Genomic DNA, 25,856 nt, shown 5'->3' with positions numbered 1-25,856 from the left:
GGTATCTGTTCTAAACCACACCCTCCCCCTCGCCCGCCCCGCGGGGGGGGGGGGGGGGGGGGCCACCACCTCGTTACGGGGCGGGTCGGTCAGCCGGTGTTGCGGAGTCCGGCGGCGACGCCGTTGACCGTGAGCAGCAGGGCGCGGGCGAGCAGCGGGTCGGCGGGTTCGCCCTGCTCGGCCGCGGCGCGCTGGCGGGCGAGCAGCGAGACCTGGAGGTAGGAGATCGGGTCGAGGTAGGCGTCGCGGATGGCGAAGGTCTGCTGGAGCGCCGGGTTGGAGTCGAGGAGCTTCTCGCCGCCGGTGATGCGCAGGACTTCCTGGACGGTGAGGGCGTGTTCGGCCTCGATGGTCTCGTAGACGTGCTTGAGGTGGTCGGGGACGAGGGTGTCGATGTAGTGGCGGGCGATCCGCAGGTCGGTCTTGGCGAGGGTCATCTCGACGTTCGACAGGAAGTTGCGGAAGAAGTGCCAGTGCTCGTGCATTTCGTCGAGGACGGTGTCGGGTCCGGCCTCGCGCAGTGCCTTGAGGCCCGAGCCGACGCCGAACCAGCCGGGGACGATCTGTCGTGACTGGGTCCAGCCGAAGACCCACGGGATGGCGCGGAGGCCGTCGAGGCCGGCGCCGGAGTCGGGCCGCCGGGAGGGGCGGGAGCCGAGGTGGAGGTCGGCGAGCTGGTCGACGGGGGTGGAGGCGAAGAAGTAGGCGGGGAGGTCGGGGTCCTCGACGAGGGTGCGGTAGGCGCTGTGGGCGGCGTCGGAGACGATGTCCATGGCCGAGTCCCAGCGGGCCAGGGCTTCGTCGGACTGACGGGGCGCGGTGTGCAGCGCGGATGCCTGGAGGGTGGCGGCGACGGTCAGTTCCAGGTTCTCCCGGGCGAGGGAGGGGATGAGGTACTTGTCGGAGATGACCTCGCCCTGTTCGGTGACCTTGATCTCGCCTTCGAGGGTGCCCCAGGGCTGCGCGAGGATCGCGTCGTGGGAGGGGCCGCCGCCGCGGCCGACGGTGCCGCCGCGGCCGTGGAAGAGGCGCAGCCGTACGCCGTGCCGGTGGGCGACGTCGCGGAGGCGGCGCTGGGCGCGGTGGATCTCCCACTGGGAGGTGGTGATGCCGCCGAACTTGGAGGAGTCGGAGTATCCGAGCATGACCTCCTGGACGTCGCCGCGCAGGGAGACGAGGCGGCGGTAGGAGGGGTCGGCGAGCATGTCGTCGAGGATGATGTCGGCGGCGCGCAGTTCGTCGGTGGTTTCGAGGAGCGGCACGATGCCGATCTTGGCCCAGCCGCCGTGGAGGTCGAGGAGTCCGGCTTCGCGGGCGAGGACGGCGGCGGCGAAGACGTCGTCGGCGCCCTGGCACATGGAGATGATGTAGGACTCGATGACTTCGGGTCCGAAGCGCTCGAATGCCTGGCGGACGGTGTGGAAGACGCCGAGGGTCTTCTCGCCGGCGGCGTCGAGGGGTGCCGGGGTGGGCGCGAGGGGGCGGCGGGAGCGGAGTTCCTTGGCGAGGAGCTTCTGCCGGTAGTCGCGGGGCATGTCGACGTAGCGCCAGGATTCCTCGCCGAGGCGGTCGAAGAGCTGGCCGAGCGCGTGGTGGTGGGCGTCGGCGTGTTCCCGTACGTCCATGGTGGCGAGCTGGAGGCCGAAGGCGGCGAGGGTGCGGATGGTGCGGTCCATGCGGCCGTCGGCGAAGAGGCCGCCGCGGTGCTCGCGCAGGGACGTCTGGATGAGGGTGAGGTCGTCGAGGAGTTCGGCGGTGCCGAGGTAGTCGCGGCCGTTCTCGTGGGGGGTGTTCCTGGCGAGGCGTTCGCGGGTGTTGACGAGCTTCTGCCGGATGCAGGTGGCCTTGAGGCGGTAGGGCTCTTCGGCGTTGAGGCGCTTGTAGCGCGGGCTGATCTCGGGGAGCCGGACGAGGTCGTCCTGGAGGGAGTCGAGGAGTTCGTCGGTGGCGCCGGTGTAGCGGATGGAGTTGGAGAGCTGGCCGCGGAGGTGGTCGACGAGTTCGAGGGCGTCGGTGATGCCGTGCTCGTGCTGGAGGATCAGGACTTCGCGGGTGACTTCGGGGGTGACGTTGGGGTTGCCGTCGCGGTCCCCGCCGATCCAGGTGCCGAAGGTGAGGGGGCGGGTGCCGGGGGGCAGCTCGACGCCGACGCGGTCGAGTTCGGCGACGAGGTCCTCCAGTACGTCGCCGACGGCGCCGATGTGCAGTTCGTCCAGGTAGTAAATGGCGTTGCGGGCTTCGTCGGCGGGTTCGGGCCGTACGACGCGCAGCTCGTCCGTCTGCCAGATCAGGTCGATGGATTCGGCGAGGCGCAGGTCGTGGCGGCGCCGGTCGGAGGCGAGGGCGGGGGCTTCGAGGAGTTCCGCGATGCGGCGGAGCTTGTTGAGTACGGAGCGGCGTGCCGCTTCGGTGGGGTGCGCGGTGAAGACGGGCCGCACGTTGAGGTTCTTGACGGTCTGGCGCAGGTGTTCGGGGTCGGCGTCCTTGAGCCGGTCCGCGGTGCGGGCGAGGAGGCCGCCCTCGGCGGCGCGTCGCTCGCGCATCTCGCGGCCGCGGTGGACCTGTTCGGTGACGTTGGCGAGATGGAAGTAGGTGGAGAAGGCGCGGACCAGCTTGCCCGCGGTTTCCAGGTCGGTGTCGCCGAGGAGTTCGGCGGCGGCTTCACCGTTCTCGCGCGTGAGGGCGCGGACCCGTTCGACGAGCTCCAGGAGCTCCGGGCCTTCCTGCCGTACGAGGGTCTCGCCCAGGAGGTCACCAAGACGGCGGATGTCTGAGCGGAGCTCCGCGCTGGCGGATGGGGTCTGGTCGGCACTGCTCACAGGTGCGGCTCCTTGCAGTGTTTGAGCACGTCTGGAGGTGTTCTGGAGACTTTGCGGACCGCGCTGTCCGACGGTCCAAGGATAGGTGGCCTTCGCCTGACGTTATCCACAGCCCTCTTGCCTCGTGGTTCGGCGCTGCCATACTTACGTTGCCGTAGGTTACGCACCTGTATCCGGGCTTCTGCCCGTTTTCCGCACCCGAGCCCCCCACTCCCCGCCTCCGCCCCGCACCTGCCGCTCTCCGCTCTCCCCACTCCCCACCTCTTCCTCTTTCCACTCCCCACCTCTTCCTCTTTCCACTCCCCACTCCTCACCCCAGGGATTTCCATGTCCACGCCTCCTGACGTGATGAACGATTCCCCCCAGCCGTCACCCTCCGGGTCCACTCCGCTACCTTCGGCCACCATCGGCGGGGAGAGCAAGGGCCGTCTGGAGCAGTTCGCGCTGCTCGTCTTCATCGTGGTGCCGTTCCTGGCCCTGCTGGCGGCGGTGCCGCTGGCCTGGTCGTGGGGCGGTGTGAGCTGGCTCGATCTGGACCTGATGGTGGTGATGTACTACATCGGCTGCCACGGCGTGACGATCGGCTACCACCGGTATTTCACGCATGGCGCGTTCAAGGCGAAGCGTCCGCTGCGGATCGCGCTCGCGGTGGCGGGTTCGCTGGCCGTGGAGGGCCCGCTGGTCCGCTGGGTGGCGGATCACCGTAAGCACCACAAGTTCTCGGACGCGGAGGGCGATCCGCACTCGCCGTGGCGGTTCGGGGAGACGCTGCCCGCGCTGCTGAAGGGGTTGTGGTGGGCGCATATCGGCTGGCTGTTCGACGAGGAGCAGACGTCGCAGCAGAAGTACGCCCCTGATCTGATCAAGGATCCGGTGATCCGCGCGGTGTCGCGTCAGTTCGCGATGTGGACGGCGGTCTCCCTGCTGGTGCCGCCGCTGGTGGGCGGGCTGGTGACGATGTCCTGGTGGGGTGCTTTCACGGCGTTCTTCTGGGGGTCGCTGGTCCGGGTGGCGCTGCTGCACCATGTCACCTGGTCGATCAACTCGATCTGTCACGCGGTGGGCAAGCGGCCCTTCAAGTCGCGGGACCGTTCGGGCAACGTGTGGTGGCTGGCGGTGCTCTCCTGCGGCGAGTCCTGGCACAACCTGCACCACGCGGACCCGACGAGCGCGCGGCACGGCGTGCTCAGGGGGCAGCTCGATTCGAGCGCCCGGCTGATCCGCTGGTTCGAGGTGCTGGGCTGGGCGAGCGACGCCCGCTGGCCCAGCTCCTCCCGCCTGGACTCCCGCCGCAAGAGCGCACCCGCCAAGGCATGATGGGCACCGTGGCGATCGACGGCGGTACGAGCAAGCAGGGCAGCACGGAGAAGTCCCGTCCCGCGGCGGGCCGGCGGACCCGCCGGGTCCGGATGACCGGGGCGGAACGGCGCGAGCAGCTGCTGGACATCGGCCGTACGGTCTTCGCCGAGAAGGGTTTCGAGGCGACGTCGGTGGAGGAGATCGCGGCGAAGGCCGGGGTCTCCAAGCCCGTCGTCTACGAGCACTTCGGTGGCAAGGAGGGGCTGTACGCGGTGGTCGTGGACCGGGAGATGCGCCAGCTCCTCGACATGGTCACGAGCGCCCTGACGGCGGGCCACCCGCGGGAGCTGCTGGAGCAGGCGGCGTTCGCCCTGCTCGACTACATCGAGACGTACACGGACGGCTTCCGCATTCTGGTCCGCGACTCCCCGGTCGCCCAGTCGACGGGTACGTTCGCGTCGCTGATCAGCGATATCGCCACGCAGGTCGAGGACATCCTCGGCATGGAGTTCAAGAACCGCGGCTTCGACCCGAAGCTGGCCCCGCTGTACGCGCAGGCCCTGGTCGGCATGGTGGCGCTGACGGGCCAGTGGTGGGTGGACGCGCGCCGCCCGAAGAAGTCGGAGGTGGCGGCGCATCTGGTGAACCTGGCGTGGCACGGCCTGGAGAACCTGGAGCCGAAGCCGCGGCTGATAGGCCACCGGAAGGTGTGAGCGGGGGCGCGGGGGCCGCCGGAGGCCGCGGGGGCCGCACCGTGGCCTCCCGAGCGCCGTCGCTGCCGGGTCCCGCCGGCGCGATCACTCATGGCGCTGACATCAGCTCTGCACGGCCGCGCTCCGATCCCTGCCTCCGTAGCCGCCCGGGGCGCGGTCATCTCGTCTGACAGGATGGGCGCTCGCCGACCGAGGAGAGGCCCGTGTCCGCCCGTCCCAGCCTTCTCTACGTGTCCGATCTCGGCTACCGGGCCGCGGGGCGGCCCCGCTACTGCGACGAGGACGTCTTCCTCAGCTCGCGGCTCCGCGCGGACTTCGACATCGCCGTGTGCCATCCGCTGGACGCGGCGGCGCTGCTGGACCGGTTCGACGCGGCGGTCGTCCGCAACACCGGGCCGGTGCTGCACTACCAGGACGAGTACGACGCCTTCCGCGCGCAGGCCCTGGCGCAGGGGGCGCGGGTCTACAACCCGCTGGACGGGCGGGCCGACATGGCGGGCAAGCGGTATCTGCTGGACCTGACGGCCTCCGGCCACCCGGTCATCCCGACCGTCGACCGGCTTCACGACCTGGGGCTGCTGCCCGCCGCCGAGCAGTACGCGGTCAAGCCGAAGGCGGGCGCCGACTCCATAGGGCTCCGTTTCGTGTCCCGGGACGCGCTGGAGGGTCTCGCCTACGGCGACATCCTGGTCCAGCCGCGCGTCGACTTCCGGTACGAGGTGTCCTTCTACTTCGTCGACGACGCCTTCCAGTACGCGCTGTACGCCCCGGCCCCCGAGCGGCGCTGGGCCCTTGAGCCGTACACGCCCACGGAGGCCGATCTGGTCTTCGCCCGGACCTTCGTCGACTGGAACACCCTCGACCACGGCATCCAGCGCGTGGACGCCTGCCGCACCCGGGACGGCGGTCTTCTCCTGGTCGAACTGGAGGACCTGAACCCGTACCTGTCCCTCGACCTCGTCGACGACCGGACCCGCGACACCTTCGTCACCGCCCTGACGGACTCGCTCCGGCGCTTCCTGGCCACCGGGCACTGAGCACTGAGCATGGCGAACGCGCCGCGCGTCACGCCGCACGAAGATCCGGGGCGATCATCGGAAAGGGTGACGTCGACCCCTCACGCCCCCTTGCGGGCGACCGCGAAGAGGCGGCGGAACGGGAAGACCGTGCCGTGGGGGCCCGGCGGGTAGGCGGTGCGCAGCAGGTCCCGGTAGGCGGTGGTGAACTCCTCGGCCGCCGCCGGATCGTCGGCCAGGGCCGTGAGGACCGGGCGCAGGGCGGTGCCCTTGACCCAGTCGAGGACCGGGTCCTCGCCGGGGAGGAGCTGGAGGTAGGTCGTCTCCCAGACGTCCGTCTCGCAGCCGAGGTCCATGAGGCGCGTCAGGTACTCCTCGGGGTCGAGGACGCCGATGGCGCGGACGTCCAGACGGTCGCGCCAGCGCGGGGCGGCGATCAGCTCGGCGAGGAGGGTGTGGCTGGGGGCCGTGAAGTTGCCGGGGACCTGGAAGGCGAAGGTGCCGCCGGGGGTGAGCGCGTCGGTCCAGGCGGCGAAGGAGCCGGTGTGGTCCGGGACCCACTGGAGGGCGGCGTTGGAGACGATCAGGTCGTACGGCTCGTCCGGCGTCCAGCGCGTCGCGTCGCCGGGCCGGAAGTCCAGGGTGCCGCCGCCGGGCGTGGGGCCCGCGTACTCGGCGGTCGCGCGGGCCAGCATCTCGGGCGAGTTGTCGAAGCCGGTGATCCGGGCGGTGGGCCAGCGGTCGGCGAGGAGCGCGGTGACATTGCCGGCGCCGCAACCGAGATCGGCGATCCTGGGGGCCCCGCCGGGGCCGCCTGGCAACTCGGGGACGCGGGCCAGCAGGTCCAGGAAGGGGCGGGTGCGGTGGCCCGCGTGCCGGAGGTACTGGGACGGGTCCCAGGTCGGCGTGGTGGACGGGGACGACGACGGCATGGCGGTGTTCCCTCGCTGGTACGGAGCGTGCGGGCAGGGCCCGGCGGGTTCCTTTCCAGCCTGCACCCCAAACTCTCTTGACGTCAAGAGACTTCATGTCGAGGGACCCTCTACACTGATCGTCATGGAGGATGAGGTCGACCGACTGGTGGCGGCATGGCGTCGAGAGCGTCCCGACCTCGACGTGGAGCCGCTGGAGGTGCTCAGCCGCGTGAGCAGGCTGGCCCGGCACCTCGACCGCGCACGCCGGATCGCGTTCTCCGAGCACGGCCTGGAGCCGTGGGAGTTCGACGTACTGACCTCGCTGCGCCGCGCCGGCGACCCGTATCAGCTCTCCCCCGGCCAGCTCCTGACCCAGACGCTGGTCACCTCGGGCACCATGACCAACCGGATCGACCGGCTGGCCCAGAAGGGCCTGGTGGAGCGGCTGCCCGACCCCAGCGACCGGCGCGGCGTGCTGGTCCGGCTCACACCCGAGGGGCGGGACCGCGCGGATCAGTCGCTGGCCGGACTGCTCGCCCAGGAGCGCGCGATCCTCGCCGAGCTGTCCGGCGCGCAGCGAGGTGAACTGGCGGGGTTGCTACGGCAGTTGACGGCACCGTTCGACAACACCCCCGGCTAGCCCGCCGCACGCACCGAGCCCCTGGAGCGCGCTCCGGGGGCTTCGGCGTGCCCGCTTCACCGCACCCGCCCGGTCGCAGCCACCGGCCCGCAGCCGCCAAGCCACCCACGCCCGGCCGCGCCCCGGACATCCCCGTTGACAGGATTGGCTAACAGGAATAGCTTTTAGCTAACAACGTTAGCCAGAGCTGAGGGGCGTCATGACCGAGTACCTTGCCGTCGACGGCGGCACGATCGCTTACGAGGTGGCGGGATCCGGCCCGCTCGTCGTGCTCGCGCACGGCATGGGCGACAGCCGCGCCGCCTACCGTTCGATGATCCCGCCGCTGGTGGCGGCGGGGCTGCGGGTCGCCGCGGTCGATCTGCGGGGCTGCGGCGAGTCCGGCGCCGACTGGCCTGAGTGGAGCCGTACCGCCATCGCCCGTGACCTGCTCGCCGTGGTCCGTCATCTGGGCGGCCCCGCCGTGCTCGTGGGGCACTCGATCTCCGGCGGCGCCGCCACCGTCGCCGCCGCGGAGGAGCCCGCCCTGGTCACCGCGGTGGTCGAGCTGGCGCCGTTCACCCGCGCGCAGTCGGTCCGCCTCGGCGACCTGCGGGTGCGGCGCTACCGGCAGGGGATGCTGCGGCTGCTCGGCGCGGCCGTCTTCGGCAGCGTGCGGCTCTGGCGCTCGTACCTCGATGTCGCCTACCCCGGCGTGAAGCCGGCCGACTGGGACGAGCGGCTGGGGCGTATCGACTCCCTGCTGCGCGAGCCGGGCCGGATGGCGGCCCTGCGCGGCATGGGCCGCACCACCCCGGCCGACGCCGGTGCGCGGCTCGGCGACGTCCGCTGCCCGGTCCTGGTGGTGATGGGCACGCTCGACCCCGACTGGGCCGACCCGCACGCCGAGGGCTCGGCGATCGTCGACGCCCTGCCGGCCGGTCTCGGCCGGCTGGAGATGGTCGAGGGCGCCGGGCACTACCCGCACGACCAGTTCCCCGGCCGGGTGGTCCCGCTCGTGCTCGCCTTCCTGCGGTCGGAGGCCGCCCGTGCCTAGGGCAGGACTGGACCCGGCGGCCGTGGTCGCGGCCGGTGCCGCTCTCGCCGACGAGGTGGGGCTCGCCCGTCTGACGATGGGTCTGCTGGCGGAGCGGCTGGGCGTGCGCGCCCCGTCCCTGTACAAGCACGTGGGCGGCCAGGAGGACCTCAACCGGCGGATCGCGGCCCTGGCGCTGCACCAGGCCGCCGACGCCGTCGGGGGCGCGGTCCAGGGGTACGCGGGCCGTGACGCCCTGGCGGCCGCGGCCCGCGCCTTCCGCGCCTTCGTGCTGGCGCACCCCGGCCGGTACGCCGCGACGATCGGCATGGAGCCGACGGGACAGGACGACCCGATGGCCGCGGCGGCGCAGCGGCTGCTGGACGCGTTCCTCGCGGTCCTGCGCGGTTACGACATCGGGGAGGCCGACGTGGACCACGCCCTGCGCATGCTCCGCAGCCTCTGCCACGGCTTCGCCACGTTGCAGTCGGCCGGCGGGTTCCGGTGGAGCGCCGATGTCGACGAGAGCTTCGAGTGGCTGATCGCCTTCGCGGACCGGGGCCTGCGCGCCATGTGCGGCGCCCAGGACCCGGAGCGTGTCAGCCCGTCGAGGTGATCTGGCGGGGCACCAGGTCGACCGGTCCGACGCCCGCCCTGCGGGCCAGCGCGACCGCGGCCAGCGTGGAGTGGACGCCGAGTTTGCCCAGCACGTTCTGCATGTGCGTACGCACGGTGTGCGGGGAGAGGAAGAGCCGTTCGGCCACGGCCTTGCGGCCCAGGCCGGCGACCATGCAGCGCAGCACCTCGCGTTCGCGCGGGGTGAGCGACTCGACGAGCCGTTCGCTCTCCGTACGGTGCTTGCGCGCGGCCGTCAGCTCCCGCAGGACGCCGGTGAGCAGCGCGGGCGGCAGATGCGTCTCGTCGCGCAGGACGCCCCGTACGACGGTGAGCAGCCGCTGGAGAGAGCAGTCCTTCGCGACCCAGCCGGACGCGCCGGCCTGGAGGGCGAGTGCGGCGCGGCGCGGGTCGTCCTTCTCGGCGAGGACGACCGTACGGACGGACGGCTGGCCGGAGCGGACGCCGGCGACCAGTGAGATGCCGTCGACGGGCGTGCTCTCGCCGTGGTCGGGGACGGCGCGCGCGACCGGTGCGGGCAGCGCGGGCCCGGCGGCCACGGCGGGCAGCGGGACGGGGCCGCCGCCTGCGTGACCGTTCGCATGACCGTTGGCGTGCACGGTCTGCTGGACTGTCTGATGGCCGGACTGATGGCCTGTCTGATGGCCGGTGAGCGCGCCGTGGACGGCGCCTCCGGCGGCCCCGCCGAGGTCGGCGTCGACCAGCATCACATCGAATCTGCGCCCCTCCGCCGCCGCGCGGTCGAGGCAGCGCAGGGCGGCGGGACCGCTGCCGGCTGCCGCGACGTCGACGTCCGGCTCGGCCGCGAGCGCCGCTGCCAGCGACTCCGCGAAAATGCGATGGTCGTCCACCACCAGAACCCGGATACGTACCATGGACACCCCCTCAAGGTGGGGAGCGGACGGTGCGGGCACGGCGCCCGGTGTGCGGTTGATACGTCAATGGCACGGCCGCCGCCGCGTGTTGACTGATACCCCGCCCCGGGCGTCGTACCCGCTTGTCTCCACCCCTGATCAGCACCGGCCCCCACCGGTGCGTGTGCATCAGCGTACGGGCGTCGGCCGGGAGGGGAAGGAATTTCGCAGAACTCGTTGGCCTGGTTGTTTACGGTGAGACGGATGTTTCGTATCGAGACAGAAGTCGACAAATATCGACCCCTGTTGTCCGGTGAGCGATCGATCCGATCCTCAGACGCGGTGCGCGCCGGGCGACGGGATCGCCGGGAAGATGCGCGGCGCCGTGTACCCCGCCGCCGCGAACGCCTCCGTGACCGACTTGGCCGTCGCGTCGGAGGTGTCCGTCTCGACCAGGACGATCGCGGAGCCGCCGAAGCCGCCGCCCGTCATCCGGGCGCCGAGCGCGCCGGCCGCCGTCGCCGAGGCGACCACCAGGTCCAGTTCCGCGCAGGAGACCCGCAGGTCGTCGCGGAGCGAGGCGTGCCCCTCGGTGAGGAGCGGGCCGACGGCGCGGACATCGCCCGCGTCGAGCAGGGCGATGACCCGCTCGACCCGGTGGTTCTCGGTCACGACATGGCGGGTGTAGGCGCGTACGGTCTCGCTCTCGCCCGCCGCCGTCAGCCGGTCGAGGGCCGCGGGCAGTTCCCCGTACGGGATGTCCCGGAGCGCGGGCACCCCGAGCGCCCGCGCGCCCGCCTCGCACCCGGCGCGCCGCTCGGCGTACGCGCCGTCGCCCAGCTCGTGCTGGACACGGGTGTCCACGACGAGCAGCCGCAGCCCCTGCGCGGCCAGGTCGAAGGGGACCTGGCGCTGGGCGAGGTCGCGGGTGTCCAGGTGGAGGGCGTGGCCGTCGGCGCAGCACGCCGAGGCCATCTGGTCCATGACGCCGCACGGTACGCCGACGAAGTCGTTCTCGGCCCGCTGGGCGAGGACGGCCAGCTCGGTGGCGCTCAGGCCGAGTTCGTACAGGTCGTTCAGGGCGAGCGCGGTGACGACCTCCAGTGCGGCGGAGGAGGAGAGTCCGGCGCCGGTCGGCACGGTCGACGCGAGGTGGATGTCGGCGCCGGCGACGGGGTGGCCCGCCGCGCGCAGCGCCCAGACCACGCCCGCCGGATACGCGGCCCAGCCGGTGTCGGAGAGCGGGACGAGCGCGGCGGCGTCGAGCTGGACGATGCCGCCGGGGATGTCGGCGGAGTGCACGCGCAGGACGTGGTCCGTACGGCGGGACACGGCGGCGACGGCCCGGTGCGGCAGGGCCAGCGGCATGACGAAACCGTCGTTGTAGTCGGTGTGTTCACCGATCAGGTTGACGCGCCCGGGGGCCGCCCAGACGCCCTCGGGGGCCGCGCCGTACAGCCGCTGGAACTGCTCGGCGACGGCCGCGGCCGTCTCGCCGAAGCTGTCGCCCCCGGTCTCGCCCGCCCGGCCGGCGCCGTTGGTGCCGCTCTCGCTCACCCTGGTTCTCCTTCGTTTCCGCGGGTCGTGCCTTGGGGCCTGTCGGGTGGATCAGGCTGGGGGCGCGTGCCCTGGCACCGCGCCCGGCCTGATCCGGATCACAACCCCGCACAGGCCCTAGTTCTTGTCGCGTGCGAACGCCCAGGCGTCCGCGACGATGCCCGTCAGGTCGGCGCGGCTCGGGCTCCAGCCCAGGCGGCGGTGGGCGGTCTCCGCCGAGGCGACGAGGACGGCGGGGTCGCCGTCCCGGCGCGCCGCCATGACCTCGGGGACCGGGTGTCCGGTGACCTTCCGTACGGTCTCGATGACCTCGCGGACCGAGAAGCCGTTGCCGTTGCCGAGGTTGCAGATCAGGTGCTCGCCGCCGGTGGCCGCGTCCAGTGCGCGCAGATGGGCCTCGGCGAGGTCCGCGACATGGATGTAGTCGCGTACGCAGGTGCCGTCCGGCGTCGGGTAGTCGTCGCCGTAGACGGAGATCGACGGGCGGGTGCCGAGGGCGACCTGGAGGACGAGCGGGATCAGGTGCGACTCGGGGTCGTGGCGCTCGCCGGCGGTCGCGCCGGAGCGCGCGGCGTACGCGCCCGCGACGTTGAAGTAGCGCAGCGAGACGGCCGCGAGGCCGTGCGCGACGCACTCGGCGCCGATCATGTGGTCGACGGCGAGCTTCGTGGCGCCGTACGGGCTGGTCGGGGAGGTCGGGTCGGTCTCCGTGATGGGTGTGGAGACGGGCTCGCCGTAGGTCGCGGCGGTGGACGAGAAGACCAGCTTCCGTACACCGGCGGAGCGCATCGCGGAGAGCAGCGCCATGGAGCCGCCGACGTTGTTCTCCCAGTACTTCTCCGGCTTGGCGACGGACTCGCCGACCTGCGAGGACGCGGCGAAGTGCAGCACGGCGTCGTACGAGGGGTCGAGCCACTTCGCGGCGTCCTGGATGCGGCCCTCGACGAACTCGGCGCCCTCGGGGACCCCGGCGCGGAAGCCGGTGGAGAGGTCGTCGAGCACGGTCACCGCGTGCCCCGCCTCCAGCAGATGGGTGGCGACCACGCTGCCGACATATCCCGCACCGCCCGTGACCAGGTACTTCTTGGTGCTCACTCGCTCGCTACCTCTCGCAGTCGCTCGGCCGCGGCCTCCGGCGGCACATCGTTGATGAACACACTCATGCCGGATTCGGAACCCGCGAGGAATTTCAGCTTGCCGGAAGTGCGGCGGATGGTGAAAAGCTCAAGGTGGAGCGCGAAGTCGTCCCGTCCGGCGGCCCGGAAGGGGGCCTGGTGCCAGGCGGCGATGTACGGCGTGGGCGGTTCACCTTCACCGAAGATCCGGTCGAAGCGCCTCAAGAGTTCCAGATACATCTGTGGAAACTCTGTGCGCGCCGCGTCGTCGAGCCCGCGCAGATCGGGGACGCGCCGCTTGGGGTACAGGTGGACCTCGTACGGCCAGTGCGCCGCGTACGGCACGAACGCGACCCAGTGCTCGCCGTCGAGCACGATCCGGGAGCCGTCGGCCGCCTCCTTCGCCACGAGGTCGTCGAAGAGGTTGCGGCCGGTCTCCTCGCGGTGCGCCGCCACGGAGCGGAGCATGAGCGCGGAGCGCGGGGTGACGAAGGGGTACGCGTAGATCTGCCCGTGCGGGTGGGCGAGCGTCACCCCGATCTCGGCGCCGCGGTTCTCGAACGCGAAGACCTGCTCCACCTGCGGGAGTTCGGCCAGCTCTGCGGTGCGGTCGGTCCAGGCGTCGAGGACGAGGGCGGCCTGTTCGTCGGTGAGGTCGGCGAAGGAGGAGTCGTGGTCGGAGGTGAAGCAGACGACCTCGCACCGCCCGGAGTCCCCGGCGAGGGAGGGGAACCGGTTCTCGAAGACGGCGACGTCGTACTCCGGCTCGGGGATCTCGCTGAGCCGTCCGTCCCGGGACGGGCAGAGGGGGCACTCGTCGGCGGGCGGGTGGTACGTACGGCCCTGCCGGTGCGAGGCGATGGCGACGGAGTCGCCGAGGAGCGGGTCGTGGCGCACCTCGGAGGTGGTGGCGACGGGGCCGAGCGGGCGACGGTCGGGGGTGTCGCGTACGGCGTCGTCCCGGGAGTCGTAGTAGACGATCTCGCGCCCGTCGGCGAGTCGGGTAGACGTCTTCTTCACTACGGGACTCCCTCGCTCCAATCAAACAAAAGCAAACACAAGAAATCACAAATCGACAGTCGAGGTCAAGAGGGATGGGGTCGTGGCAAGAGCACGGGCCGCCGGGGCGAGGCAGTGCCCCGCCGAACACTTCGGGGTGCTGATCGGCGAAGCCGACGAGACCACGGTGCGGCGGAAGATCGACGCGGCCCTCCATCGCGCGCACGCCGCCGGGCCGGCCGAGGCGGCCGTCACGCCCGAGACGCACGAGACCCGGGACGCCGCAGCCCCCTTCGGCACCTCGCGCCCGGCGACCCGACACCGCTCGCCCCGGGCGGCGGGAACGAGCCTGTCTCGACCGTGCCGATCGGTGTCGCGCACACCACCGCCACCGCCGCACGCCATCGCCGCGCCGCACCGCCGCACTGCCACCGCCGCACCGACGGCCGACCGCCTGACCGACCGACCGGTGCGATCGTCACGACGGTCGCACCCGAGAACTACGAGGGCCTGCGCGGCCCCGTACCGGACCTCGACGAACAGCCCCCGGACGCTCCGGGCCCGGCGCTCACTCGGACGGGCCCGAGCCGGGATCCGGTGCCGTCCGCGCGCGCGTCGCCAGGACGGCGGCGCGGTCCAGGAGGCCCGTGCGGGCCGCCAGCGCCGCGGCCTCCAGACGGGAGCCGACGCCCAGTTTCATCAGGACGCGCTGCACATGGGTCCTCGCCGTGCTCGGCGCTATGCCCATGCCCGCCGCGATCAGCCGCGTGTCCTCGCCCTCCGCGACCCGGACCAGCACCTCGATCTCGCGCGGGGTGAGCATCCGCAGCAGCCGCTGGCCCTCGTCGTCCGGCTGCGCCGCCGGGTTGAGCAGTTCCGTGAACGCGCCCTGGAGGAGCTGCGGCGCGACCGCCGCCTCGCCCGCCCGCGCCTTGACCATGGCCCGTTCGACACCCTCGATGCGCTCGTCGTGCCGTACGTAGCCGGACGCGCCCGCCGCGAACGCCGCCGCGATTCCGCGCGGGTTGGGCACCGGGCCCAGCACCACGACCGCCACCTGCGGGCGGTCCCGTTTGATCCGTACGATCGGGTCGAACGCGCCCGGCTCGGCCGGCGCCGCCGTACCCAGCAGGCACACCTCCGGCGCCCGGCTCACCACCAGCTCCGCGACGCCCGCCGTCGGCGCGGCCGCCGCGAGCACCCGGTGCCCCCGCAGCTTCAGCGCGGAGGCGAGCGCCTCGGCGAGCAATCTGTGATCGTCGACCACCATGAGCCGCACGCCCATCGAGCAACTCCCCATCCCCCGCCGGTCCCTGGCCCCCCGACGTCTGACCCGGCAAGCTACACGCTTGTTCGACATCGCGCGCGTCTTACCGGTCAGAAGCCCCCCGGATCAGCGAAATTCGTCTTGTTCAGGGCAAGTTGACCTCACATTCGGCCGCTCGGAAGGCGTGGAAGGATCACTCCCTGATCATGCGTGAGCGGCCCCGCCGTCCTCCGGCGGGGCCGCTCGATGCGTCGTACGGGGCGGTTCGGGCCGCCCGGTGCGTGGCGCCGGGAGGCGTCCCGCGTCAGTGCGTCGTGAACATCACCGCGAGGTACTTCTTCCGGCTCGACCCGGACGGCTCGCTCACCATGACCTCGGAGAGGTAGAACCGGCCGTCGCCGTAGAGCGGTTCCGAGTAGTTCTCGCTGAAGCTGGACTCCAGGTTGTCGAGCGACTCGTCGGACGGGTTCCGCATCAGCACCGTCTGCTTGAACGTTCCGCCGTCGACGGAGACGATCTGGCCGCCCTCGCCGTACGGGGGCCGCTTGTACGCGATGATGTTGCCGCCGTCCATACGCAACGGGGCGATCGTGTACGAACCGCCCGCGTCCGCCCGGTCCGAGGTGGTCTTCCCGGTGGCCAGGTCGTACGAGACGATCTCGTTCGTCTGGCCGTAGTCCTCGCCCTCCGTGTCGTGCTCCTCGGTGGGCAGATAGAGCCGGTCGTTGCCGACCACCATGCGCTGGCACTGCTCGACATCGGTGGCGCCGCAGTCCCCCGACATGTTCCCCGCCGGGAACTTGGCGCGCAGCTTGCCGGTCTTCTCGTCGATCGAGAAGAAGTCCGACACGCTGCTGGCGCCGGCCGCGGTGTCACCGACGTCGGCCGCGACGACGAGCGGCTTGGTGGAGACGATGCTCGCGTACTTGACGCCGACCGGCATCTTGAACGTCGAGATCACCGCGCCCGTCAGCGGGTTCACGTTCTGGATGGAGACCTGCGGGTCGTCGTACGAGCCGCACTTACGGGCCGCTACCAGCCCCTCGCCGCCGCCGTACCCCATGTCGTAGCAGCCCTCGGCGCTGGCCTCGGGCTTCCAGCGGACGGTGCCGTCGGCGACGTCGAAGGCGGCGCCGCCGTCCGTGCCGCCCGCCGCGACCGTCGAGCCGCTGAGCGTGACCTCGTTGAAACTCGACTTGTTGTCACCGGAGTTGGAGCCCGTGACGGACTTGCTCCAGAGCAGCTTTCCGGCCGCGAGGTCGATCACGCCGACCTCGGTGCACTGCTGGTAGTCCTTCGCGTTGGCGCGCTTGGCGGGCTCGAAGGCGATCGCGGTGCGGTTGTCCTTGGTGACATGCTTCGTCGCCGCGCAGACCTGGCCGGCGAGCGGGATCGTCCAGAGCCGGGTGTTCTTGTCCCGGTCGTAGGCGACGATCTCGTTGACGCCCGTCTTCACATAGGCGGTGCTGGTGAGCCAGGAGCCGCTGACGTCGGTGATGCCCGTGACCTTGGGCTCCGGGAGCTGGTAGCCGAGCTTCGACTTGGTGTCGGACGGCGCCTTCTCGGTGCCGCCGCCGAGGTCGGTGCCGCCGGAGCCGCCCTTGCCGCCGCCGGTGGAGCCGCCGGACTGGCCGGCCGTGGAGACGTCCGTCTCGCCGCCGCCGGAGGAGGACGCGTACCAGATCCCGCTGCCGATGATCAGCACCACGGCGACGGCCGCGGCGGCGATGATCTGCATCTGGCGGTTCGGCTTCCTGCCGCCGCCGGGACCGGCCGGCCCACCGGGACCGCCGGGGCCGGGCGGGGCGCCGTACGGGGGCTGCTGCGCGTACGGGCCCTGCTGGGCGTACGGACCCTGCTGGGCGTACGGGCCCTGGGGTTGCGTGGGGTACCCGTATCCGGGGTGGCCGGGCTGCTGCCCCGGCGCGGCGGGCTGTCCGGGCTGACCGGACGGACCGGGCGCGGCGGGCTGTCCGGGCGGGCCCGGGTAGCCGTACCCCTGCGGGTAGCCGTACCCCGGGTTCTGCGGGGGCTGCGTCGGGGCGCCGAAACCGCCGGGCGGCGGGTCCTGCGGGGCGCCGAAGCCGCCCGACGGGGGCTCCTGCGGAGGTGGGCCCGGCGGCTGGTTGGGAGGTGGTGGAGGTGGCTGCGTCATGGCGTACGTACCTCGGGAGATCCGGAAGGGAACGGAGAGGGGCGGAGAGCGGACGAAGGACGACGGAGTCGAGGCACGGTCAGTCGGTGAAGGCCATCATGGTCTTCACCTGGAGTTCCTCTTCGTCGTTGCTCGCGCTGACCCGGCCGCTGGCCAGATAGAACCGGCCGCCCTCGTAGAGGTACTTCGCCGAGTAGAAGGAGCTCTCGATCCGGGACGTCGACGCCGGGTGCTGCTGGACGACCTTCGGGTCGCCGCCCGTCGGCGCGATCGTCGCGACCGTGCCGCCCTTGTCGTACGAGGCACCCATGTAGACGAGGACCTTGCCGCCCTCCATGCCCAGCGGCATCATCGTGCGGCCCTCGGGCGCCTTCGAGCGCCAGAGGGACTTCCCGGTGGACAGGGAGAACGCGACGACCTCGTTGGTGCGCGAGGAGGTCGAGGCGGGCGCGGTCGCGATGTAGAAGTTGTTCGCGTCCGCGGCGACACCGACGCACCCTTCCAGGTTCTGGCCGAAGACGATGAAGCCACCGCCGCAGCTCGGCTGGAACTTGTCCTTGCCGCCGTCGAGCTGCGAGCGCGGGGTGCCGTTCGCGTTGAGCCCGAGAATGCTCCAGGTGTCCTCGTCCCGGTTCTCCACCGAGACGACCAGCGGGTTGACGGAGTAGACCTTCTGGAGTTCCCAGCCCTTCTTGAGCTGGTACGACCACTTGGGCTTGCCGGTGGTCGGGTTCAGCTCCGCGATCCGGTTGTCGTCCGTACCGCAGTCCATGCCGGCTATCAGCTTGGGGCCGCCGGCGAACGACTCGGGCTGGCAGTCGCCGTCCTGCTTGCCGAAGAGCTCCTTGCCGTCGCTGACGCGGTAGCCGTCGGAGTTGCCGGAACGGCCGACGGCGACGGTGTCCCCGCTGATGGCCAGGGTCAGTTCACTGACGAAGTCCCAGTTCCCGTGCTTGGTGACCGCCTTCTTCCAGCCGGCCTTGCCGGTGTTCAGGTCGATCATCTGGAGCTGGGTGCACTTCGCCTTGTCGCTGTTGTCGTCCTTGAACGCGACGACGATCCTGCCGTCGTCCGTCGCCGAGTGGGGCGCGGCGCACAGGGGCGCGGCCGTCGGGACCGTCCACTTCTTCTTGCCGTCGCTCGCGGAGTAGCCGACGACCGACTTGTACATGGCCTTGACGACGGTGTCGCCGACGAGCCACGGGCCGTACACGTCGGAGCCGTTGCGCGGCAGGTCCACGTCGTTGGTCTGGAGCCAGGCGATCTTGGACTCGCCGTCCTTGCGTCCGGCGTTGAGGTCGTCGTCCGCCTCCCGTCCGCCGCCGCTGCCGTCGCCCTGGTCGACGTCGTCGTCGGACGACGTGGTCGGGGCGGGGTCGTCGCTCTTGGCCACGACGGGCTTCTTCTCCTGGCCGCCGTCGTCACCGCTGAGGACGAACCACGTACCGCCGCCGACGACCAGCAGTCCGGCGACGGCCGCCGCGACGATCGCACCGGTCCTGCCCTTGAGGCCGCCGCCTCCGGAGCCGCCGGGTCCGCTGCCGAGGGGCGCGGTGGGCGGGCCGGGGTGGCCGGGATAGCCGTAGCCGGACTGGGGGTTGTACGGTCCCGCCTGCTGCCCGTAGGGGCCGGGCTGCTGGCCGTAGGGTCCGGGCGTCTGCCCGTAGGGGCCCGGCTGCTGGTACGGCCCCGGCTGCTGACCGTACGGACCCGGCGCCTGACCGGGTGCCTGGCCGGGTGCCTGGCCCGGCGCCTGGGGGTAGCCGTAGCCGGGCTGTCCGCCGGGCGGCGTCTGCGGATATCCGTAACCGGGCTGCGGAGCGGGCGCCTGCGGCGGCTGGGCCGGCTGCGCGGGCGCCTGGGGCGGCTGCGCGGGCGGCGTCGGCGGCTTCGGCGGCTGGGCCGGGGGCTGCGCGCCCCCGTACGGGCCCTGCTGCGGCGGACCCTGAGGTGAGGAATCCTGTGGAGCTCCGAAGCCCCCCTGCGGCGGCTGCTGGTCGGGTGGCTGTGTCATCAGCGCTTTCCCCCTGTTGCTGCGGAGCACGGCCCGGTCGGACTCCCCCGCGATCCCGGCGACCGGACGGAGCCGTCGGCCGGAATGGAGCGATTCGGGCGTGGATTCCGCATCGTCACATCAGTCGAGCGGGGCTTCTTTGTATCACTCGGACTGCTGTACGGGACGGGTCGGTCCAGCCCCTGTTCCCAAGGGAGGACCGGCCCGTGACGCGCTCGTTATGCCTTCTGCACACCGTCTCTACGGACGTTCCTAGGCGTCCTCGGCCAGCTCAAGCCAGCGCATTTCCAACTCGTCGCGCTCTGCCTTGAGTTCACGGAGCCGAGCATCCAGTTCCGCCACCTTCGCGAAATCCGTGGCGTTATCGGCGATCTGCTGATGGAGGGTCTTCTCCTGCCCGTCCATCTTGGCGACCTGGCGCTCGATCTTCTGCAGCTCCTTCTTCGCGGCCCGGTTGTCCTTGGCCGAGACCGCTCCCCCGTCCGCGGCGGCGGCCGAAGCGGTGGACGAGGCGGCGGGGACGGCGGACTCGACGAGCCTGCGGCGGCGCTCCAGATACTCGTCGATGCCGCGCGGCAGCATCCGCAGGGCGCGGTCCCCGAGGAGCGCCATCACCTTGTCGGTGGTCCGCTCGATGAAGAACCGGTCGTGGGAGATGACGACCATGGAGCCGGGCCAGCCGTCGAGCAGGTCCTCCAACTGGTTGAGGGTCTCGATGTCGAGGTCGTTGGTGGGCTCGTCGAGGAAGAGGACGTTCGGCTCGTCCATCAGCAGCCGCAGCAACTGGAGCCGGCGCCGCTCGCCGCCGGAGAGGTCACCGACGGGCGTCCACTGCTTCTCCTTCGTGAAGCCGAACTGCTCGCAGAGCTGCCCGGCGGTCATCTCCCGGCCCTTGCCCAGGTCGACCCGGTCCCGTACCTGCTGGACCGCTTCGAGCACCCGCAGCGTCGGCTTCAGCTCGGTGACCTCCTGGGAGAGGTACGCCAGCTTCACCGTCCGGCCGACGACGACCTTCCCGGCCTCGGGCTGGACGTCGCCCTGACTGCGCGCGGCCTCGGCGAGGGCACGCAGCAGGGAGGTCTTCCCCGCGCCGTTCACGCCGACCAGGCCGATCCGGTCGCCGGGGCCGAGCTGCCAGGTGAGGTGGGTGAGCAGCACCTTGGGGCCGGCCTGGACGGTGACGTCCTCCAGGTCGAAGACGGTCTTCCCGAGCCGGGCGTTGGCGAACTTCATCAGCTCGGAGGTGTCGCGCGGCGGCGGCACGTCGGCGATCAGCTCGTTGGCCGCCTCGACGCGGAAGCGCGGCTTGGACGTACGGGCGGGGGCGCCGCGGCGCAGCCAGGCCAGCTCCTTGCGGACCAGGTTCTGCCGCTTGGCCTCCTCCGTCGCCGCGATGCGCTCGCGCTCGGCGCGGGCGAAGACGTAGTCGGAGTAGCCGCCCTCGTACTCGTGGACGGCGCCGCGCTGGACGTCCCACATCCGGGTGCAGACCTGGTCGAGGAACCAGCGGTCGTGCGTGACGCAGACGAGGGCGGAGCGGCGGGCGCGCAGGTGCTCGGCGAGCCAGGCGATGCCCTCGACGTCGAGGTGGTTGGTGGGCTCGTCGAGCACGATCAGCTCGGGCTCGCCGATCAGCAGCTTGGCGAGCGCGATACGGCGCCGCTCGCCACCGGAGAGCGGCGCGATGACGGTGTCGAGCCCCTGCGGGAACCCGGGCAGGTCGAGCCCGCCGAAGAGCCCGGTGAGCACATCGCGGATCTTGGCGTTCCCGGCCCACTCGTGGTCGGCGAGTTCACCGATGACCTCGTGCCGGACGGTGGCGGCGGGGTCGAGGGAGTCGTGCTGCGTCAACACCCCGAGCCGCAGCCCGCCACTGTGGGTGACGCGCCCGGTGTCGGCCTCCTCCAGCTTGGCGAGCATCCGGATGAGGGTGGTCTTGCCGTCGCCGTTGCGCCCGACGACGCCGATCCGGTCCCCCTCGGAGACACCGAGAGAGACACCGTCGAGCAGCGCACGGGTGCCGTACACCTTGGTGACTGCCTCGACATTGACCAGATTGACGGCCATCAACGCTCCTGTACGGGGGAAACTCGACCGAGGATCGATCGACGTCCCAGCGTAGTCGTCGCTGCGGCAACGTCGGTTTGCGATGAACTGGAGCGTTACGCGGCAGTATGCACAGATTTACGGAAGCCACTCCCGGTTCCCGGCCGACCTTTGCTCGCGGAAACACCCTCCCGAATATGATCGTGCGCAGCCATGCCGTAACGGCATGGCGTCGACGGGGGAGGAACGCGTGGCCGACGACCTCAATATTTCCGCAGGCGAGCTGAGAGCTTCGGCCGGGGCCGCGGACAACCTGGTCAGGGATCTGCGGCCGCTTCTGGAGACGGCGGTGAACGACCTGGCCACCGCTTCGGCGTCCTTCCACGGCTGGACGGCCGGGCCCCGGATGGGGGAGACCGGCGAAGGCTGGGGCAGCGCGCTCGGCACGCTGCGCGACAACCTCTCGCAGCACGCGCAGGGCCTGCGGATGCTGGCGAACGGTCACGACATCCAGGAAGAGGATGTCCGCAGCCGCTTCCTGAGCTGGTGAGGCGGCCGTCATGCCGGAGAACTTCAGGCGCCTGTTCCAGCAGGACTTCGCGGATCTGGACGCGGCCGTCTCTTCCTGGAAGAAGCTCGCCGAGGCGCTGGGGAAGACCCGCACCGGCAGCGGCAAGCAGGTGACCGGCCCGCTCCACAAGGCGGGCTGGGCGGGTGTCAGCGCCACCTTCGGCCTGGACGCGATGGAGGCCACCGAGAGCAAGCTGGGCACGGCACAGCTCGATGCCCAGCTCATCAGCACCACCCTGGACATCCTCCGGACGAAGATGGAGGCGGCCCAGCGCGCCCTGCGCAACGCGGTGGCCGACGCCGAGGAAGCCGGGCACACCGTCCGGGAGGACGGCTGGGTGGAGCCGAAGCAGACCATCGACCCCAAGTACCACAACGACCCGGAGTACGCGGGCGCCCAGCAACGTGCCAATGCCGGGCTCGGCGGCTTCCGCTCCCGTATCGACACGGCCCTCACCGACGCCGAGACCGCCAGCTACCGGGCGGCCGAACTCCTCCACCAGATCGACCCGTTCGACCTGGACAAGCGGTACGGCGGCGAGAACGCCCAGGAGGACGCCGCCCGGGTCGCCGAGTTCGCCGGGATCAGCCAGAAGGACATCCCGGACGGGAAGGACCCGAAGCAGGCGGCGGAGTGGTGGGCCGGCCTGGACGAGGACGATCAGCGCGTCTACCTGGCAGCGTTTCCCGACCAGCTCGGGGTGCTGGACGGCCTGCCGGCGGCTACGCGGGACCACGCGAACCGGACCGTACTGGACATGAAGCTGAACGACTACGCGCTGCGGGAGGGGGAGCTGGGCTACCACGACCGGTACGGCCACCGCTCCCTGAGCGCGCTCAAGGACCGCCTGGACAGGACGGACACCGTCCCCGCCCATAAACAGCTCTACCTGCTCGGCTTCAGCACCGAGAAGGACGGCCGGGCGATCGTCGCCGTCGGCAACCCGGACACGGCCAAGCACACGGCGGTACAGGTACCGGGCACGAGCAATCAATTGGACAACGTGGGCAGCCAGATCGACCGGGTGAACAAGTTGCAGGATGCGGCGACCCGTAGGTACGAAGGGGACCCGAGTGAGGTGTCTGTAATCTCCTGGCTCGACTACAACGCCCCCGAAGCCAATTTCGAACCCTCCGATCCTGAACTCAATCTGGGTATCGCCACCGAGGGTCGGGCAGAAGACGGCGCCGAAGGCCTTCGCGACTTCACCCACGGCCTCCGGGCTGCGCATGAGGGTGAGCGCACGCATCTCACCGTCCTCGCCCACAGCTACGGTTCCACGACCGCAGGAGCCGCAGACGCAGGCGGCCAAGGGCTGGACGCCGACGACGTGGTGGTCGTCGGAAGTCCAGGACTGACGGTCGACCGGGCGGATCAGCTCCACGTCGACCCCGAGCATCTGTGGGTAGGGGCTGCTCCCGACGACATGGTCTCCAATTTGACGCCTGACTTCGCACTGGGCGCCGACCCCAAGCAGTCCGACTTCGGCGCCCAGCGGATGTACGTGGACACCGGTGGGCACAGCGGCTACTGGGACGACGGCAGCCAGAGCCTGAACAACCAGGGCCGCATCATCGTCGGTAAGACGCCGAAAGACGGAGGACCGGGCTGATGGCCCTGAAAAGCCCCTTTTCCTCAACCCTGTTGCGCCGGGGCAGCACAGCCCTGGTCCTGGCCCTGATCCTGGGAGGCTGTATGTCCGACAGCGGAGTCAACGATCCACTCCCCCGTATGAGCAAGGAGAAGGCCGAGGAGTGGGCCAGGCACTGGACCGAATCCATGGCCCGCACGGCCAGGGCCGAGATCAAACCCGAGACTGATCCAGACGTGCCCGCAGCGAGCTTCACCAACTGCATCGGCAAGAATGGCGAATCCGCCGATGACGGCCGGTTCACCCTCAACTACAGTGTGCGGGCCAAATTGCCTGCGGACCAACACGCCGAGGCCATCCGCGCGATCAGAGACACCCTCAAGGAGAAGGGCTTCGAGATCCAGGGCTACCGTTCGGACCCCAGCAAGGACCCCGCCAACCTTGTGGACGCTAGGCACCCAAAGGATCACCAGTCCATCTCTGCGGAGGATCTCAACGACGAACTCCTCGTGCTGATCGTTAACACCCCCTGTCTCCTGCCACCGGGCGCCGAGCAGAGGCAGTTCTGACCCTCGCTCCGGGCCGGCGCTCCCCGGGGACCAGCCGTACCGGGAAGAGGCCGTCAGGGCGAGGCCGTACAGGAACAGGAACAGGAACGGGCGCAGGCACAGGAACGGGGCGGCAGTGGCGCGCCGGGCCGGGGGTCACCGTGGTGGGCCGGTCGGCGGGCGTCTGCTGCCGCCCCGGGGTGTGTTGCCGGTCACACGGACGGGCTCATGGCCGCCTTCACGAGCGGGTGGGACAGGTATTCCTTGCTGCCCTGGTAGTCGGCCGCGTAGCCGTAGACGATGGCCGAGCCCCAGGTGAGGGGGGCGCCGTAGGTGTTGCCGCTCTCGAACTGGGCCTCGCCGCGGTCGTTGGTCATGGCGGTGCCCAGTTCCTCGTTGCCGTTGCCGGTGTAGAAGTGGATCTCCTCGCCCTCGATCGGGTCGCCGTCCGGAACCTTCGTCAGGGTGGCGATGGCAGTGCCCCGCGCACCGACGACGTGGCCGGAGATGCTCCGGATCCTGAGGCGTGTCTTGACCTTGTCGGCCATGCCGAACTCCTTGTGCTCGGGAAAGGCGGGGGCGTGATCGCACCGCCGCCGGGACACCGTGGCACGGGGTCGTCCGGCGCGCGGGCCGGTGTGGCCGCGTGAAGGCTCCGTACCACCCAAATGCCCCACCGCGCGGCCCGATTGGCGCACCGTGAGGTGATCAGCGGTCGCAACACCCGTCCGGGGCGCCGACGATGACCCCACCGGCCCCGGGCACGACGCCCGTGGTGCAGTCGGCCCTGAACCGGTGTGACGTGTCATCCGGACGGATCATCCGGACGGAGCGCTCCCCCGGCCCGGGCGATGACAAGGAGCGAACTCCATGGTCCACCCCGCACGACCCTCAGGCGCCCGGGGGCGGCTGGTCCGCCGGACCGCCGTGGTCCTTCCCGCGCTGTCCGCACTCACCCTGACCGTGAACATGTCCGTCGCCGTCGCCTCAGGTCCTGAGGTGATGCCCAGGGCCCAGGCATTCGACCGGGAGAAGGCGCTGCCGACGGTGTCGGAGGTGACGGGGCTGTGCGGCCAGCTCCAGCGCTACGCCTGCTCGTTCCGGATCGATCCGGCGCGCTCGCGTGAATTCACCAGCGCCGTCCACTCCGTGGCCAACGGCGCCATCAACTGCACGAACGAGCCGATGACCGTCTCCCGTACGGTGGCGCTCCAGTCGAGCAGTACGGACAACATCGGCGGGGAGATCTCCGGCAGCGGCACCATCGAAGGGACGGCCGCGACCGACAACGAGGTCAGCGGCTCGGGTACGGGGCAGGTGACGGCCCAGCAGACGCAGCAGGAGAGCGACAAGGCGAGCGCGACCCAGACGGGCAGCGCCAAGCTGAGCACCACCAACCACACCGCGCCCAAGGACAAGGGTCCCAACCAGGAGACCACGGTCGAGGGGACGGCCACCTCCAGCGCCACCGCGGAGCACACCTCCACGACCACCGAGCAGATGACGGAGATGGGCAGCACCACCGTCGCGTCCAAGAGCAACATCCATCTGGCGCTGCGGGGCGCCTTCACCGCCGCCTTCAAGGGCACCTGGAACCACACGTGGTCCATGACCAACACCGAGACGACGCAGGTGACGTTCACCATCAAGGCCAATGACGAGCTTCAGTTCGGCGCGTTGAACGCGATGACCCGTACGGTCGGCGACCTCGTCGTGGACGGCACGGGCAAGCTGGTGAAGAACGTGACCGTGGACGGCCCTTCGACGGTGAACTCCTCCACCATCGTGGCGCAGACGTTCACCAACCCCGACAAGTGCCAGACGCTGCGGCCCTCGGGCGCCAAGGCCCGTCAGCCCGACGACGAGCCGAGGAGTCTGCGGCGGGCGGCCCCGGGCGCCGGGACGAGGGTGCTCACCGGGGAGTACGTCCTGGAGCGGAACGGGACCTGGCGCCGGACCGCCTGATCCACCGGGTACGCGGGGCGAGGAAAGAGGGGTGACCGGGGGAGTGGGGGCGGCACGCCCCTGTACACCCGTCGGTAGGGGGGTCGGGGGCCGGGGCACCCGCAGCCGTGCGGGGGGCCGGG

21 protein-coding genes are annotated in these 25,856 nt (G+C 71.0%); 10 read left to right on the top strand and 11 right to left on the bottom strand.

Annotated features, from left to right (window positions below):
* Nucleotides 1–89: 89 nt before the first annotated feature.
* Complete coding sequence (ppc, locus tag ACFXPK_RS13030; RefSeq protein ID WP_384997635.1) at nucleotides 90–2,819, bottom strand: phosphoenolpyruvate carboxylase; 2,730 nt, start codon at nucleotides 2,817–2,819, stop codon at nucleotides 90–92.
* Between the two features lie 327 nt (nucleotides 2,820–3,146).
* On the opposite strand from ppc, the gene ACFXPK_RS13025 reads away from it, so the two are divergent.
* From ACFXPK_RS13025 to ACFXPK_RS13015, 3 genes are all read left to right on the top strand, one after another.
* On the top strand, nucleotides 3,147–4,136 hold the full coding sequence (locus ACFXPK_RS13025; protein ID WP_385074680.1) for an acyl-CoA desaturase: 990 nt from the start codon (nucleotides 3,147–3,149) through the stop codon (nucleotides 4,134–4,136).
* Nucleotides 4,136–4,831, top strand: a complete 696-nt coding sequence (locus ACFXPK_RS13020) for a TetR/AcrR family transcriptional regulator (RefSeq protein WP_384997643.1) — start codon at nucleotides 4,136–4,138, stop codon at nucleotides 4,829–4,831. Before ACFXPK_RS13025 ends, ACFXPK_RS13020 begins: the two co-directional genes overlap by 1 nt.
* Before the next feature lie 203 nt (nucleotides 4,832–5,034).
* Nucleotides 5,035–5,868 carry a hypothetical protein gene (locus ACFXPK_RS13015; RefSeq protein WP_385074677.1) on the top strand — a complete coding sequence of 278 codons (834 nt, stop codon included), beginning with the start codon at nucleotides 5,035–5,037 and terminating at the stop codon, nucleotides 5,866–5,868.
* An 80-nt stretch (nucleotides 5,869–5,948) separates the two neighbouring features.
* Here ACFXPK_RS13015 and ACFXPK_RS13010 read toward each other — a convergent pair whose 3' ends face one another.
* Nucleotides 5,949–6,779 carry a trans-aconitate 2-methyltransferase gene (locus ACFXPK_RS13010; protein WP_385074675.1) on the bottom strand — a complete coding sequence of 277 codons (831 nt, stop codon included), beginning with the start codon at nucleotides 6,777–6,779 and terminating at the stop codon, nucleotides 5,949–5,951.
* A 124-nt stretch (nucleotides 6,780–6,903) separates the two neighbouring features.
* Between ACFXPK_RS13010 and ACFXPK_RS13005 the strand changes: the two genes are divergently transcribed.
* The 3 genes from ACFXPK_RS13005 (at nucleotide 6,904) to ACFXPK_RS12995 (ending at nucleotide 9,032) form a co-directional block, all read left to right on the top strand.
* On the top strand, nucleotides 6,904–7,401 hold the full coding sequence (locus tag ACFXPK_RS13005; RefSeq protein ID WP_385074673.1) for a MarR family winged helix-turn-helix transcriptional regulator: 498 nt from the start codon (nucleotides 6,904–6,906) through the stop codon (nucleotides 7,399–7,401).
* 199 nt (nucleotides 7,402–7,600) lie between these two features.
* Nucleotides 7,601–8,437 carry an alpha/beta fold hydrolase gene (locus tag ACFXPK_RS13000; protein ID WP_385074670.1) on the top strand — a complete coding sequence of 279 codons (837 nt, stop codon included), beginning with the start codon at nucleotides 7,601–7,603 and terminating at the stop codon, nucleotides 8,435–8,437.
* Between the two features lie 22 nt (nucleotides 8,438–8,459).
* Nucleotides 8,460–9,032, top strand: a complete 573-nt coding sequence (locus ACFXPK_RS12995) for a TetR/AcrR family transcriptional regulator (protein ID WP_384997641.1) — start codon at nucleotides 8,460–8,462, stop codon at nucleotides 9,030–9,032.
* On the opposite strand, the gene ACFXPK_RS12990 is transcribed toward ACFXPK_RS12995, so the two are convergent.
* The 8 genes from ACFXPK_RS12990 to ACFXPK_RS12955 all read right to left on the bottom strand — a co-directional run bounded on the left by ACFXPK_RS12990 (nucleotide 9,016) and on the right by ACFXPK_RS12955 (nucleotide 21,080).
* Nucleotides 9,016–9,927 (bottom strand): LuxR C-terminal-related transcriptional regulator, encoded by a 912-nt coding sequence (locus ACFXPK_RS12990; protein WP_384997639.1) that lies wholly within the window; start codon nucleotides 9,925–9,927, stop codon nucleotides 9,016–9,018. The genes ACFXPK_RS12995 and ACFXPK_RS12990 overlap by 17 nt on opposite strands.
* 312 nt (nucleotides 9,928–10,239) lie before the next feature.
* Nucleotides 10,240–11,364, bottom strand: coding sequence for a galactokinase (gene galK / locus ACFXPK_RS12985; RefSeq protein WP_384997637.1), 1,125 nt, complete (start codon nucleotides 11,362–11,364; stop codon nucleotides 10,240–10,242).
* A gap of 216 nt (nucleotides 11,365–11,580) precedes the next feature.
* A complete protein-coding gene (galE, locus tag ACFXPK_RS12980; RefSeq protein ID WP_384997624.1) occupies nucleotides 11,581–12,558 on the bottom strand; it encodes a UDP-glucose 4-epimerase GalE in 978 nt (325 codons plus the stop codon).
* Entirely contained in the window at nucleotides 12,555–13,598 is a 1,044-nt protein-coding gene (gene galT / locus ACFXPK_RS12975) for a galactose-1-phosphate uridylyltransferase (RefSeq protein ID WP_384997623.1), read from the bottom strand. The genes galE and galT overlap by 4 nt, the downstream gene beginning before the upstream one ends.
* 547 nt (nucleotides 13,599–14,145) lie before the next feature.
* Nucleotides 14,146–14,862, bottom strand: coding sequence for a LuxR C-terminal-related transcriptional regulator (locus ACFXPK_RS12970; protein ID WP_385074668.1), 717 nt, complete (start codon nucleotides 14,860–14,862; stop codon nucleotides 14,146–14,148).
* Nucleotides 14,863–15,148: 286 nt separating this feature from the next.
* Complete coding sequence (locus ACFXPK_RS12965) at nucleotides 15,149–16,999, bottom strand: PQQ-binding-like beta-propeller repeat protein (RefSeq protein WP_385074666.1); 1,851 nt, start codon at nucleotides 16,997–16,999, stop codon at nucleotides 15,149–15,151.
* A 79-nt stretch (nucleotides 17,000–17,078) separates the two neighbouring features.
* Complete coding sequence (locus ACFXPK_RS12960; RefSeq protein WP_385074663.1) at nucleotides 17,079–19,013, bottom strand: PQQ-binding-like beta-propeller repeat protein; 1,935 nt, start codon at nucleotides 19,011–19,013, stop codon at nucleotides 17,079–17,081.
* A 252-nt stretch (nucleotides 19,014–19,265) separates the two neighbouring features.
* Nucleotides 19,266–21,080 carry an ABC-F family ATP-binding cassette domain-containing protein gene (locus tag ACFXPK_RS12955; protein ID WP_385074660.1) on the bottom strand — a complete coding sequence of 605 codons (1,815 nt, stop codon included), beginning with the start codon at nucleotides 21,078–21,080 and terminating at the stop codon, nucleotides 19,266–19,268.
* Between the two features lie 205 nt (nucleotides 21,081–21,285).
* Between ACFXPK_RS12955 and ACFXPK_RS12950 the strand changes: the two genes are divergently transcribed.
* The 3 genes from ACFXPK_RS12950 to ACFXPK_RS12940 all read left to right on the top strand — a co-directional run bounded on the left by ACFXPK_RS12950 (nucleotide 21,286) and on the right by ACFXPK_RS12940 (nucleotide 23,790).
* A complete protein-coding gene (locus ACFXPK_RS12950; protein WP_385074657.1) occupies nucleotides 21,286–21,609 on the top strand; it encodes a hypothetical protein in 324 nt (107 codons plus the stop codon).
* A 10-nt stretch (nucleotides 21,610–21,619) separates the two neighbouring features.
* On the top strand, nucleotides 21,620–23,242 hold the full coding sequence (locus ACFXPK_RS12945) for an alpha/beta hydrolase (RefSeq protein WP_385074655.1): 1,623 nt from the start codon (nucleotides 21,620–21,622) through the stop codon (nucleotides 23,240–23,242).
* 119 nt (nucleotides 23,243–23,361) lie between these two features.
* Nucleotides 23,362–23,790 carry a hypothetical protein gene (locus ACFXPK_RS12940; protein WP_385074652.1) on the top strand — a complete coding sequence of 143 codons (429 nt, stop codon included), beginning with the start codon at nucleotides 23,362–23,364 and terminating at the stop codon, nucleotides 23,788–23,790.
* 191 nt (nucleotides 23,791–23,981) lie between these two features.
* Here the strand turns inward: ACFXPK_RS12940 and ACFXPK_RS12935 are convergent, their stop codons facing one another.
* Nucleotides 23,982–24,317 (bottom strand): hypothetical protein, encoded by a 336-nt coding sequence (locus tag ACFXPK_RS12935; protein WP_384997607.1) that lies wholly within the window; start codon nucleotides 24,315–24,317, stop codon nucleotides 23,982–23,984.
* Nucleotides 24,318–24,639: 322 nt separating this feature from the next.
* On the opposite strand from ACFXPK_RS12935, the gene ACFXPK_RS12930 reads away from it, so the two are divergent.
* Complete coding sequence (locus tag ACFXPK_RS12930; RefSeq protein ID WP_384997605.1) at nucleotides 24,640–25,734, top strand: hypothetical protein; 1,095 nt, start codon at nucleotides 24,640–24,642, stop codon at nucleotides 25,732–25,734.
* The last annotated feature ends 122 nt before the right edge of the window (nucleotides 25,735–25,856 follow it).

The organism is Streptomyces sp. NPDC059142 (genome assembly GCF_042755665.1).
In the GTDB taxonomy this organism is placed as follows: Bacteria; Actinomycetota; Actinomycetes; order Streptomycetales; family Streptomycetaceae; genus Streptomyces.
The sequence above is the reverse complement of the archived record's forward strand: the minus strand, read 5'-3'. Positions and strand labels throughout refer to the sequence as shown.

What these genes read in the sequence shown, in the direction of transcription:
- ACFXPK_RS13005 (WP_385074673.1), top strand. Translation starts at nt 6,904, where the DNA reads ATGGAGGATGAGGTCGACCGACTGGTGGCGGCATGGCGTCGAGAGCGT.
- ACFXPK_RS12965 (WP_385074666.1), bottom strand. Translation starts at nt 16,999, where the DNA reads ATGACGCAGCCACCTCCACCACCTCCCAACCAGCCGCCGGGCCCACCT.
- ACFXPK_RS12940 (WP_385074652.1), top strand. Translation starts at nt 23,362, where the DNA reads ATGAGCAAGGAGAAGGCCGAGGAGTGGGCCAGGCACTGGACCGAATCC.
- ACFXPK_RS12970 (WP_385074668.1), bottom strand. Translation starts at nt 14,862, where the DNA reads ATGGGCGTGCGGCTCATGGTGGTCGACGATCACAGATTGCTCGCCGAG.
- ACFXPK_RS13020 (WP_384997643.1), top strand. Translation starts at nt 4,136, where the DNA reads ATGGGCACCGTGGCGATCGACGGCGGTACGAGCAAGCAGGGCAGCACG.
- ACFXPK_RS12930 (WP_384997605.1), top strand. Translation starts at nt 24,640, where the DNA reads ATGGTCCACCCCGCACGACCCTCAGGCGCCCGGGGGCGGCTGGTCCGC.
- ACFXPK_RS12960 (WP_385074663.1), bottom strand. Translation starts at nt 19,013, where the DNA reads ATGACACAGCCACCCGACCAGCAGCCGCCGCAGGGGGGCTTCGGAGCT.
- ACFXPK_RS12955 (WP_385074660.1), bottom strand. Translation starts at nt 21,080, where the DNA reads ATGGCCGTCAATCTGGTCAATGTCGAGGCAGTCACCAAGGTGTACGGC.
- ACFXPK_RS12990 (WP_384997639.1), bottom strand. Translation starts at nt 9,927, where the DNA reads ATGGTACGTATCCGGGTTCTGGTGGTGGACGACCATCGCATTTTCGCG.
- ACFXPK_RS13010 (WP_385074675.1), bottom strand. Translation starts at nt 6,779, where the DNA reads ATGCCGTCGTCGTCCCCGTCCACCACGCCGACCTGGGACCCGTCCCAG.
- ACFXPK_RS12945 (WP_385074655.1), top strand. Translation starts at nt 21,620, where the DNA reads ATGCCGGAGAACTTCAGGCGCCTGTTCCAGCAGGACTTCGCGGATCTG.
- ACFXPK_RS13000 (WP_385074670.1), top strand. Translation starts at nt 7,601, where the DNA reads ATGACCGAGTACCTTGCCGTCGACGGCGGCACGATCGCTTACGAGGTG.
- ACFXPK_RS12935 (WP_384997607.1), bottom strand. Translation starts at nt 24,317, where the DNA reads ATGGCCGACAAGGTCAAGACACGCCTCAGGATCCGGAGCATCTCCGGC.
- ACFXPK_RS13025 (WP_385074680.1), top strand. Translation starts at nt 3,147, where the DNA reads ATGTCCACGCCTCCTGACGTGATGAACGATTCCCCCCAGCCGTCACCC.
- ACFXPK_RS12950 (WP_385074657.1), top strand. Translation starts at nt 21,286, where the DNA reads ATGGCGTCGACGGGGGAGGAACGCGTGGCCGACGACCTCAATATTTCC.